The 12,047-nt window shown below is 39.2% G+C and carries 7 protein-coding genes; 2 read left to right on the top strand and 5 right to left on the bottom strand.

From position 1 onward, the window contains the following. Nucleotides 1–180: 180 nt before the first annotated feature. From IM322_RS07295 to IM322_RS07275, 5 genes are all read right to left on the bottom strand, one after another. Complete coding sequence (locus tag IM322_RS07295; RefSeq protein WP_287672365.1) at nucleotides 181–1,842, bottom strand: GUN4 domain-containing protein; 1,662 nt, start codon at nucleotides 1,840–1,842, stop codon at nucleotides 181–183. Between the two features lie 111 nt (nucleotides 1,843–1,953). Next, on the bottom strand, nucleotides 1,954–2,403 hold the full coding sequence (locus tag IM322_RS07290) for a hypothetical protein (RefSeq protein WP_287672364.1): 450 nt from the start codon (nucleotides 2,401–2,403) through the stop codon (nucleotides 1,954–1,956). 51 nt (nucleotides 2,404–2,454) lie between these two features. Then, nucleotides 2,455–4,467, bottom strand: coding sequence for a phospholipase effector Tle1 domain-containing protein (locus IM322_RS07285; RefSeq protein WP_287672362.1), 2,013 nt, complete (start codon nucleotides 4,465–4,467; stop codon nucleotides 2,455–2,457). A gap of 320 nt (nucleotides 4,468–4,787) precedes the next feature. Further along, a complete protein-coding gene (locus IM322_RS07280; RefSeq protein WP_287672360.1) occupies nucleotides 4,788–5,957 on the bottom strand; it encodes a DUF6014 family protein in 1,170 nt (389 codons plus the stop codon). Between the two features lie 61 nt (nucleotides 5,958–6,018). Next, entirely contained in the window at nucleotides 6,019–8,088 is a 2,070-nt protein-coding gene (locus tag IM322_RS07275; RefSeq protein WP_287672358.1) for an ABC transporter ATP-binding protein/permease, read from the bottom strand. A gap of 37 nt (nucleotides 8,089–8,125) precedes the next feature. Here IM322_RS07275 and IM322_RS07270 point away from each other — a divergent pair, with 37 nt between their 5' ends. After that, nucleotides 8,126–8,254, top strand: a complete 129-nt coding sequence (locus IM322_RS07270; RefSeq protein WP_287672357.1) for a hypothetical protein — start codon at nucleotides 8,126–8,128, stop codon at nucleotides 8,252–8,254. A gap of 469 nt (nucleotides 8,255–8,723) precedes the next feature. Continuing rightward, the gene (locus IM322_RS07265; RefSeq protein ID WP_287672355.1) at nucleotides 8,724–12,035 is read left to right on the top strand and encodes a non-ribosomal peptide synthetase; all 3,312 of its coding nucleotides are present in this window, start codon (nucleotides 8,724–8,726) and stop codon (nucleotides 12,033–12,035) included. The last annotated feature ends 12 nt before the right edge of the window (nucleotides 12,036–12,047 follow it).

Here is a 12,047-nt window from a genome sequence, read left to right as displayed (position 1 = left end):
CGCCTTGGAAGAGTCCGGCAAGAAAGATTTTCAGTGGAGACATTGAGAATCTAAGCTGTCTCGTTGAACAAGGAATTTCTAACAGCGATGGGTCAAGAATCCCCCGTCACAGCGTAGCTTGACGGTGGGAGTATGTCAATTAACGAGTAATTTAGATAGTCAACAGCTTAGATAATCGCTTTAAAAGTCAGACAGAGGAATAATTCCACAGGCTTGAATTTTGCTTAAAACGAGGTGAAGTTGCCACAATAACCAATTGCCAACTCTCCAGAAAGCCACGGAGTTTTGATTGTCAGAAGCTTCCGCAGATGGGTAACAAAGATTTTCTTCAAAAATCAACCAATGAACGGGTAAATGACCGAGGGGAGAATTCGGCTCTAATTCAAAGTTTAGTTGCTCATAATTGAGCCATTGACCTTCCTTCCGCCAACCCAGGCGATCGCCAAGTTTCTTTTGGGTTTCATAATCCACTAAACCACCGAGACTAGAGAAAATGGCTTGCTGAATACTAAAACCGAAATGACCATTACTATAATGAAGCCAAAGTTGATCAATTTTTTTCAGATCCGAACAAGGTAATTGAGCAATATCTTGAGGATAAACCTCATTCCAGTAGGTTCTACCCAAAATTTTTAATAGTAGTTGGGTTGTTTGGCGATCGGCCGCTTGCCACTGTTGCTTTCTTAGCAAATCTTGTAATTGATTATAATCAATATCAGCCGATTCTTGAGTTAAGATATTTGGGGAAGTCTGGGGATTTTTAGAAGTAGAAGATTTGTGAAGACTGTTTTGAGTGAATTGAGAGACAACTATTGCCAGGGGAGTTTTTGGGATAGTGTCTTTTTGACAAGCCTCTTGTTCTGCTAAATGAGCAGATAATTTATTGATGGTTTTTTCTAGAGAAATAAATTGTTCTGACCATTCACTTTCATTGAATAAGTAATCATTAAATTGATCAGAGGAAAAAGCCTCTTTTAACCTTGCTTCTTTCTCGTAACCAGTCGCCAGAAAATTTAGCAAAAACTCAGAATTTATTGCTGAATCTGACGTTTCTAAGAGAGCAGGCTGAGGTGGGAAAATATTATCTACCAAATACTTAATTTCTCCAACTGTTGCATAAAATTCTTCATCCACCTTAATCACTTCTTCTATTAATAATTGAAAAGGAGCAAAATAGTCCTGTAAGTAGTTTTCAAAATTAATCGCATTTTGGGCAAGATCAGCAATTTCTTGGCGAACTCGTTGAGATTTGAGTTGATAATGATTTAATTCCTCATAAATTTTGAGTTCTTGAATAATTGCTTGCACAATTTTTTTCTGCTTTTGAGTATCCTCGGCTAATTTCTGAACTCCTTCCCCTAGTAATTTAGTTTTTCTCAACATCAAAAAAGATGTTTTTCCCAGTAGCAAAATTGACCGAAAATTTTCCTGTTTTTCTAGCTTGAGTTGATTGAGAATATTTTGATTATTATTATTTTTAATTTCTAACTTTATTCTCTCGTAGTCTAATATTTTCAATTCTTGATATTTTTGGGAAAATAAAATTTTGAGATTGTCACTGAGTTGGAGTAAAAAACGATAATATCCGTCCTGATAGATTTCTAGTCCATTAATTAATAAATTATAGTCTTTAATTAATAACTGAGTCTCGATCAAGATTTCTTGTTGAGTAATTTTTTCTTTTCGTTTAATAATCTTACCAAAATAGTAATGGTAGCGAACTCCTTCTTGAATTAATTTCCGACGTTCTTTGATGATTTTCTGAAAATTTTTTAAGTATCTATTTTTAAAAACAGGAAGTTGATAGCTTTGCTCATAAATGGCAATTTTTTTATAGGTCATCAGATGTTGAGAGTTCCTATTTAGCATAGCTATCTTAGACCAAAAAATTCCTCAATACTTAGCAATAATCATCCGCTGCCCCCATCTCTTGCAAGAGGGAGCAATACCTAATTAAACATTTTCAACTTCGACAACAACCGGTTCATTTTCAATAACTGGTTCATTTTCAATAACTGGTTCATTTTCAATAACAACTGTTTGAGGACTTTCAGTCGTTGGCTCAGTTACCGTTTCTTGCTGCTTTACTGTCTGTTCTTGATGGTCAGTCAAGTATTTTTTTGTTTTTAATTTCAGGTCATCAGTCAGAGGTAAAGCATCAATTTCAGCCAAAAGTGTTTCCAGGGATTCTTTTTTACTTCGCTCAGTGTAAAAAGCATTCAGAACCGCTTCAATTCCGTACTGAGCAATCGCATCTCCTAGTACAGTAACCAACCCCATCGCTCCAATACCCAGAAAAACTACAAAGGGTTGTCCGAGGGTGAAAATTAGCACGATGACAGCAATAATAGCCGAAGCTAAATAAGTACCTGCCACTTTTTTGATAATGTTATCGAGTTCCATAAAAATAACCTCAAATTTCTAGCGAAGGATTAGTTTAATTTTAAAGCAAGGTTAATCTGTCTGTTGATCGCCATCAAGTAAAGCTTGAAGAAAAGGTTCAAGACTTTTGGGACGATAATCGGAAAAAGCCTTTAATCGTTTTACCACACTGTGATGAACAGTGACAACTTTTGTATTGAAATATCGCCATTGCTCACCTCCCAAGGCCGACAATCCTTTAACAGTATTATCGAACTTGATGGTCGGGTCTGGTTTAATTTGGAATTCCTCGGATTCAGAGGTAGTTGAATTAAACTCTAATCCCAATTTTTTGGCTTGATTAATCATCCATTGTAACGGGTAGTCGGAAAGTCCTTGATATTCTTTTTTGCCACCACCTAGACAGGTATGTTCACCGACAAATAAAACTTCTTTGACAACTTGTTCGGGATTTTCGGGATTGGCTTTTATCGGAGTGGAAGGGAAGTTTTTACGTTTTTCATCAATGGCAACAGCATGAAAAGCATTCTGGATAATCGGACTTAATTTTGTATTACTAAATTCATATTTTTTATGATAAAACTTAGCCAGGGGAAACCAAGGAGTTAAATCGGGAATACCAAAATTGCCAACTGTATCCCAACAACCTAACATCTTGACTGGAATACGATCTTGAAAATCTTCCTTTTCTGTCTCAATTTTTTTAGCATTAGCGGCACGAAATTGTTGAGCTTTGGCACTATCGGAACTAACGGTGTGGTCTCGATAGAGTTGATAAGCTAGGGGAATTTCTTTAATCTTAGAGCGTTTTAGGATTCCACATTTATCGATAAAACTGGCCAAACATCGAACGATATATGCTCCTCGACTAAAACCTAACAAATAAATTTCATCCTCGGTTGTGGGATTGTAGTTAAGGACAAGAAAACGATAGGCATCTTGAATCATTCGATCGAGGCCCCAGCCAAAAGTTTCATTCCCTAAACTTTTAATAAATTCGTTATCTTCGGGGGTGCCAGAACCTGACAGAAAGACGATTTGGGGGGTTTGATCCTCGGCAATATACTTAATAGATTCGGCGAATTTAACCACATTGGTGGGGTAAGCACTGGCAGAGTCTTCCCAAGAACCATCACAACAAATAATTAACCGTTTTTTCTGGTTTGAATAAGTGAGGCTATCCAGTTGAGAAATTGCTGTTTCAGTAATCTCCTCAATTTCATTGCTGGCAAGGGCAGCTTCTTCGGCAATTATAATTGATTCTGAATTATCTTCCCGGGAAGGTTCTTGATTTTCAGATGGAGCATCCTGTTCAATCACTTCTTCTTCTTCAAGGGAGTTAAAAATTTCGTTGACCATTGTTATCCTTTTCGCACTCCTTCTAGCTTTACTGCTAGTCTGAGTTTTTGATTTAGGGATCGAGGTCGGTTTGGAGGGAAGACTATCTAGTTGCCAGGTTGTCCCATAAAGAATACCATGATTGCTATAACTTGTTTGATCCTCGGCACTGCCATTGAGTGATAAATAAGTGACTAAACCAAGGTCATCAACTAAGGGAGATTGATACATCGCTTCTTGGATTTCTTCTTGGCTACGCGCTTGATTCCAAACAGAAAGTTCTGCAAGACAACCTTGCCAATAATGGTAGAGATTAACAGAGGCTCCCAAGATGATTTTTTCAATCCCCGTTAAGGCCCGGTTATGACCGTTGCCACGATGCCAAATGATCCCATTGCGATAGATCAACATTCGGCCTGTGGTCGCATTTTTGACAAAGGCCCAGTGAGTCCAATCACTATAATCTTTAAGCTTGACTTTTTTTTCAATTCGATCGAAACCTTCTTCATTTCCCGCGTCCCAAAAAATCGCAGGTTTCACGGGATCGCCCCAGGGCAAGGTAATATGTAGAACGCGTTTATTTTCCTGATTAACAGCTTCTAAAAGAGTGGTTTCTGTGGATAAATTATTTTCCCCTTTTGCCCAAAATGTAATGGTAATACTCTGATCGATGTCAAGAAATCCGTGGGATAGCTCCATGTGATCATCGATGCCATTAAATTTTAGTACAGAGCGTTGTTCAGCCATTGGTTTTGTAATCACCTAGGGGAGAAAGAGGTAATCAGGGGTTCAGGGATTCTGACTAATAAGAGACTGATTTATCTGTCGTGATTTCCCAGAATGCTACCGCCTAGCTTAACACATTTTAGTTATCTAGTGATATATATAAATAAATGTGTAGGAGTCAACGACTAATATTCCAGGGCCGGCACTTGCTGTGGCGAGAAACTCAGAGGAGTTGACCCCAATCCCTATCGCCATCAAGTAGTAGAGACCTAGTACTTGGAGGGATGCACATGGCTGACTGACATCCCTCCCCGGGACGGTTATCAGCAAACCCTAGGTACTTATTGTAACTCTGACCAAATTCCTCGGCAGCGCTCTACAATTAGTCCCTGAAAAATTAATTGGGTTGCGGGATGAATCTCTACTTTATACAGAGCAAAAAGACCTGTTGGACTATTTAGATTCAACTCCCTTCGCGTTAGAGATAAAGCTTTTGTTCGGTGCATTTCCACCGCTTTTAGTAAGCCTGGATAACTGACATTACGCAGGGCAAATTGACCATTTTTTGTGAGATAAATAGCATCATTTTGCAAGAGATATTCCAAACTGATCAAACTAGCGTGGACATCCACATCTTTTTCTAAACCCCCTAAACGGTGAGCATCTAAACCAAAGCGAATGCAGAAATTAACAGCGACTAATTTTCCCGCTTCTTCGGCAGGTAAAGCACAGTCGGCAAATTCAAAGCCTAAACTATCTGAGCGCCACTCCTCGACTCCGGCATAGGTATAGTTTTGAAACAGTTTATTTTTGAGTTTCAAGTCAAATCCCAACCCACTAGCATGACCTGCTTCATGGAATTGGGTATCGAGATGGCGATAGCGTTCACCATTAATTTGATCCTCTAGGGGTCCTAATAGTAAATCGGCCGTTTCTGGCTCAAAAATTTTTCGGATACATTCGTAGCTAGAACCGGAAAAGCGTCTTTTTTGCTCACTGGCATTATTTAAAGCTGGCCCCTGAACACTATTGGGAAAAGTCCACCTATGAGGAACGATAAAAGCCTCCCCCTTTTCTCCGCTAACTGTACCACAACTAGCAATTTCAGTAAAGGACAAATTTCTGGGAATCGGTTGTCCTAAACTGCCAAATTTTTCACGAATTAACCTTTCTAGTTGTTCAATAGAAGGTTCACTATTTTTATGAATTTTTCCGTAAATCGCACTCAAAGTGACTTGTTGCTTCCCCTGACGATTGATGCTATAGGGAGCAATCATCAGAAAATAACCATTTTTATCGATAAAATTCAGATTAATGAAATCTTCTGATAAAATGCTCCAGTCATCGGTTTCTAAAGCCTCTGCTGTTTTCAGAAGCCACTGAGCCGGAATTTCACAGTTATCTGCTTCCTGTTGACGCAGTTTTTTCGCCGCAATTGCAATTTTATTTTGCTGGATATCTTGGACGATTTCTTGGAACAACTGTTGTTGATTAACCAGGATTTGATTCATTTTTTTTGTAGCTAAGTTGGTGTAATGTTTTAACGTTGTTTTTTGAACCATCTCTCATCGGCTAAACTCTTAGCCATTTTAAGATTTTAGGGTCTTTGTCATAGCGATAGGTCAGTCCATCTTTCCCCGTAATTGATTTTCCCTGACTGGCTTTGCTTCTAATGCTACTGAGAGAATAGTCGCTTAATTCCTTCATTTGTGCATGGGAAAGTCCTTCTTCGACTTCTGTTAAGATTGTTGTCGTTGGCGATTCGGGGGGGGGTTCCTCGGCAGAATTGATTTTAGGATTGACCTCGGTTTCCTGATTCGGTAAATCTTCAAGTCTAGTTTGAGAATTATCGACAGAAATATTAATAATTTCTTTCGCTTTTTGTCGGCGATATTCCTCCACTGTAAGCAGTTGCCAATGGGAATTACTAGAGAGTTCTAAAACCCATTGATGGTAGTTAAAGAGACTTTCCCGATGTCCAACACTAATAAAAGTTGTGTGAGTTTTTTGCAATTGCCGATATAAATTTTCCTCATTGTTTAAGTCCAAAGCACTTGTGGCTTCATCTAGGATAGTAAAACTGGGACGGGTAATTAATACCCTAGCAAAAGCCAAACGTTGTTGTTCTCCCAGGGACAAAATGTTTTCCCAAGGCTCTTCTGTATCAAAGCTATTGACTCGATTTAGTAAATTTTGGAGATTGACTTCTTGCAAAACTTCCCTTAATTTTATCTCATTGGTTTCTTGATTACGATTGGGATAGAGTAACTGTTCTCGCAAGGTTCCTAATATTATATAGGGACGTTGGGGCAGAAACAATACTTCTTCTAGGGGGGGGCGAACTAATCGGCCGGTTCCTGCATTCCATAAACCGGCAATCGCACGTAGCAAGGAACTTTTACCCCGACCACTCGGACCGACAATTAATAAACCTTGTCCAGGCTGAACAGAAAGGGAGAGGTTTTCGACAATTACCTGTTCATAATCGGGGGTTTGCAAGGTGACATCTTCAAAGGAAAATTGGGTTTCTTCGATGGTTTTAATCGTGCTTAAATTTTCCGGTTGTTTAATGACTTCTTCTAAGGCTTCGGAAAATTGCGATAGACGTTCAACATAACTGCTAAATTGTGCCGAAGTGCCAAATTCACTAATTAATTGCGCCAGCGCCGTAGCAAACAAATTAGCCGCTAAACAGGCTTGCCCGACCTGTCCGAAACTAATGCCCTCACTATTGATATACAAAGGACCCAAAATGACAAAAGTAAATACTTGAATTGCCGCCTGATAGCCCCGACTAAAAATTTCTGTGCCTCTCTCCCAATCAATTTTACGTTTAGCACTGTCTAAGAGTTTATTAAATCTCCGCTGAATAATATTTAATTCCTGATTTTCTCCCTCAAAGAAAGCGATCGACTCCGCATGATTACGAATGTGGGTTAGAGCATAATTGTAGTTAGCCTTAAGTTCTAATTCTTCTTGAGTAATTTTATTTAGAGCTTGGTTAAAATAGATAGCAATGACGTTACCGAGAATTGTCCAAACGACTAAAATAATGGCGACAGAGGAAGAAATTGACCAGAGAATCACTAAAAAAGTGATCATATCTAGGACATTTTCTAGGGAAACTGCAAAAAAGGAGAGAGCTTTACTGGTAATCGGCTCAATTTCCTGGGATAAACGCTGATCTGGGTTGTCGATATCGGATTTAAAATTAATTCTGTAATAGGCGCGATTATGCAAATATTTTGTGAGAATCCAGTCATTGAGCCAAGCATACCAATCCAGGGCGATTCTTTTCCTGAGAAATTTAAGCAAGCCAACCAAAAGGGTGACAAAGAGCAGTCCAACCGCGAAAACTACCAAAGTTTTGACAAATTTATCAAAATCATTTTTTTCAAGAATGACATCAACTAAGTAATTACTAACAAAGCTATTGAAGGCATTTAAGCCTACAACCCCTAGGATTACCCCGATTAGTAGGATGAGCATGGCCCAAGCTTGAATCACATCGGCAAAAGTCCTTCCCCCCGATTCAGTAGGATACCAATAGGGAGCAGCGATCAGCTTGACACTGTGCCAAAATTTGCTGACATCGGAGATAATATTAGTCGTCGATCGATCTTGAGAGACTTTGGCGGACATATAGCATTTATATTTGAGTTGTGGACATTTTGCTGGAATGATTTTAGATTTTGGCTGGATTGGCGGAGTTTATTCTGGGGTTGTCTGTTGGGTTCTAGTTTCAGGAGAAACCTTCCCCTGTGTAGAAGGCAATTGGCGAAAATATAATGCTCCCCGACAATTTTAAGGTTATTGTGCTTGAGTTGTGCTAACATACTCCCGTCGCTTTATCTGTCAGTATAAAGCGATGGCTTTCTCACCCACCCTTGCTACTGCTTCTTTAACCCTCGTTATCTTACTACAAGTAACCATTGTTTTGATAGCTAAAGCTAGTGAGCGCTTCTCAGAATACCACATATTACCGAATTTCGTTGACCATGACAAATTTTTTTTCTATGATAAGATTTCAGGATACAGGTTTCAAAGCAATGAGGTGCGCCGATTTTCTTCCCCGTTTCCTGTTCCCCGTTCCCTCAAAGCGATAACAGACCTCGCGATATCATGGTGAAAAATGTTCGATTTATGTTACATTTTGTACTCGGCTTCCTTGCGCCCCTATAGCGGGGCAAATTCGGTTTCTGTAGGGGCATAAAGCATACGCCTTCCCCTAGATAACATTTTTTTATCACAAATGCGGGAGAGTCATGAGTAGAAATATGAAAACAATTTACCCAAGTTCATCTGGACTTTCACGTGGTCAAGAAGCAATGTGGTTAATCTACCAGATTGCTTCAGAAAGCGTTGCTTATAATATATTTATTACTGCAAAAATTTATTCTTATTTAAAGATTCCTGTTGTCAATCGTGTATGGCAAAAAATTATTGAAAAGCACCCGATTCTGAGAACCACATATACCAGTTATGAGGGCAAACCGGTACAGCAGGTTAACCAGCAAGAGAATTTTCAGGTTGAGGTAATAGATGCCAGCGACTGGAGGGAAGAGCAATTAGTAGAAAAAATCTATGCTATTGCTGACCACCCTTTTAACTTAGAAAAAGATTCAGTTTTGCGGGTGAATTTATTTACTCGTTCAGCAGAAGAACACATTCTCTTGCTGACAATGCACCACATTGCTGGCGATATGTGGTCCTATGATTTACTGCTGAGTGAATTTCAAGCTTTATATCCAGAGGAAGTGGAGCAATTTAGTCAACAGCAGACAGAAACAGCCCCAGATTCTTGGAATGAAAATAAAACCTATGCAAATTTTGTCCAATGGCAAGCAGCAATGCTATCGGGTAATAGGGGAGAAAAACTGTGGCAATATTGGCAAAAACAATTAGCTGGCGAATTGCCAATTTTGAATTTGCTCCCAGACAAACCCCGCCCCCCAGTCAAGACTTATGAGGGAGCCTCATACATTGTCAAGCTAGATGAACAGTTAATTGAAAAACTCAAGCATCTAGCTTTAGCATCTGGAACCAGCCTTTATCGGATTCTGCTTACAGCATTTTACGTCCAACTTTACCGCTACACCAATCAAACAGATATCCTCTTATGCAGCCCGATGAGAGGACGGCCGGGTAAAGAGTTTAAAGAGATTGTCGGCTACTTTTCTAACCTGACCGTTTTAAGAGTTTCTGTCCAGGAGAATGCCACATTTACAGAACTTCTTGCTCAAGTCAGCAAAATAGTTAGCCAAGCTCAAAATCATCAAGATTACCCATTTTCTCTGTTAGCAGAAAAACTCCAGCCACAACGCGATCCCAGCCGTTCGCCTTTCTCTCAAGTTAGTTTTGCTTGGCAAGCACAAACTTGGTGTGAACCAAAAAATAATTCCTTGCATCTGCAAAAATCAGTGTTGCCAATGGAGCCACACTTGTTCGGACAACAGGGCGGACACTTGGATTTGAGTTTAATGGTGAGAGAAGCGAAAGGAGTGATTAAGCTATGTTGGCAATACAACACTGACTTATTTGACGCTGCTACTATTGAGCGCATGGCCAAGCATTTTGAAAGACTGCTCAACTCTATTGTGCTTAACCCACAGCAGCGTATTTCCCAATTACCAATGCTCACAGAAGTTGAGCAACAGCAGTTACTTTTTGAGTGGAACAATACTCAGGCTGAGTACCCATTAGATAAGTGTATTCATCAGTTGTTGGAGAAACAAGTTGAACGGACACCTCATGCTGTTGCAGTAGTATTTGAAGGTCAACAATTAACCTATAATGAGTTAAATTGTCGAGCTAATCAGTTAGCACATTATTTGCAATCTTTGGGGGTAAAACCTGATACTTTAGTAGGGATTTGTGTAGAACGTTCTTTAGAGATGATTGTGGGATTATTAGGCATTCTTAAAGCGAGTGGGGCTTATGTCCCTCTTGACCCTGATTATCCGATTGAACGGATTATTTTTATGTTAGAAGATGCTGCTGTTAAAGTGTTACTAACTCAACAGAAATTGATTAATAAATTACCTGAACATCAAGCACAACTTATTTGTTTAGATGCTGACTGGGAGTTAATTTCTCAGTTCAGTCAGGATAATCCAATTACTGATGTACAAGCAACTAATTTAGCTTATGTTATTTATACATCAGGTTCTACTGGTCAACCGAAGGGGGTAATGCTTTCCCACAGTAACCTGTCCAATCATATGTTCTGGATGCAAGAAACATTCCCCCTAACTAAAACGGATAGAGTTCTGCAAAAAACTCCCTTTAGTTTTGATGCGTCAGTTTGGGAATTTTACGCTCCTTTATTAGTAGGTGGACAGTTGTTAATAGCTCAACCAGGGGGTCATACCGACAGCGATTACCTCTTAAAAACAATTGCCCAACAGCAAGTAACTACTGTTCAACTTGTGCCATCCTTACTGCAAATGCTTTTAGAACAGGGAGGAATCGAAAATTGTCAGTTACTCAAACGAGTCTTCTGTGGTGGTGAAATCTTGCCAGTGGCTTTGCAAGAGAAATTATTGAGCCAACTAAATGTAAATTTGTGCAATCTCTATGGACCGACAGAATGTTGTATTGATGTAACTTTTTGGAATTGTCAGAGAGAAATGTATGGACAACGTATCCCCATTGGTCGTCCAATTTCTAATACACAAATCTACATTTTAGACTCCAATCTTCAATCATTACCTGTAGGTATTCCAGGAGAATTACATATAGGTGGAGCAGGATTAGCAAGAGGTTATCTTAACCGTCCAGAATTAACACAAGAAAAATTTATTCCTAATCCTTTTAGTAATTACCCAGATTCTCGTCTCTATAAAACAGGAGACTTAGCGCGTTATTTACCTGACGGTAATATTGAGTATTTAGGACGGATTGATAATCAAGTAAAAATACGAGGATTCCGTATTGAATTAGGGGAAATTGAAACAGTATTAAAACAACATTCTCAAGTACAATCATCGGTTATTATTGACCAGGAAGATACATCAGGAAATAAACGTTTAGTTGCCTACATTGTCCCTCAAAAAGAGACAACACCAACCCCCAATGAATTACGACAATTCTTAAAAGAAAAGCTACCAGATTATATGATTCCCAGTGCTTTCGTAATCATGGAATCATTACCCCTAACACCTAATGGTAAAATTGACCGTCGCGCTTTACCTGAAACCAACTTGTGTGGAGAGATAGAATTGAATTTTGTTGCTCCTCGTAACCTAGAAGAAGAAATATTAGCTAAAATCTGGTCACAAGTTTTGCGAGTAGAGCCAGTAGGTATCTATGATAACTTCTTTGAACTGGGGGGCGATTCCATCCTGACTATTCAAATCATTACTAGAGCGAGAAAAGCAGGATTAGAGTTAACCCCCAAACAATTATTTACCCATCAAAATATCGCCGAATTAGCCACAGTAGCAACAAGAGTCACCGAGTCAAAAATAGAACCAGAAATAGTGAATCCTCCGCCGACTGAAGCGGATACTGGAGATTACACCGCCCAAGATTTCCCCTTATTAGAAATCGACCAAATAGAACTAGAACAAATATTAGCTCAACTGTAACGATGAACTCCC

This window comes from Microcystis sp. M109S1 (assembly GCF_020247025.1).
In the GTDB taxonomy this organism is placed as follows: Bacteria; Cyanobacteriota; Cyanobacteriia; order Cyanobacteriales; family Microcystaceae; genus Microcystis.
The sequence above is the reverse complement of the archived record's forward strand: the minus strand, read 5'-3'. Positions and strand labels throughout refer to the sequence as shown.

What these genes read in the sequence shown, in the direction of transcription:
- IM322_RS07295 (WP_287672365.1), bottom strand. Translation starts at nt 1,842, where the DNA reads ATGACCTATAAAAAAATTGCCATTTATGAGCAAAGCTATCAACTTCCT.
- IM322_RS07290 (WP_287672364.1), bottom strand. Translation starts at nt 2,403, where the DNA reads ATGGAACTCGATAACATTATCAAAAAAGTGGCAGGTACTTATTTAGCT.
- IM322_RS07285 (WP_287672362.1), bottom strand. Translation starts at nt 4,467, where the DNA reads ATGGCTGAACAACGCTCTGTACTAAAATTTAATGGCATCGATGATCAC.
- IM322_RS07280 (WP_287672360.1), bottom strand. Translation starts at nt 5,957, where the DNA reads ATGAATCAAATCCTGGTTAATCAACAACAGTTGTTCCAAGAAATCGTC.
- IM322_RS07275 (WP_287672358.1), bottom strand. Translation starts at nt 8,088, where the DNA reads ATGTCCGCCAAAGTCTCTCAAGATCGATCGACGACTAATATTATCTCC.
- IM322_RS07270 (WP_287672357.1), top strand. Translation starts at nt 8,126, where the DNA reads ATGATTTTAGATTTTGGCTGGATTGGCGGAGTTTATTCTGGGGTTGTC.
- IM322_RS07265 (WP_287672355.1), top strand. Translation starts at nt 8,724, where the DNA reads ATGAAAACAATTTACCCAAGTTCATCTGGACTTTCACGTGGTCAAGAA.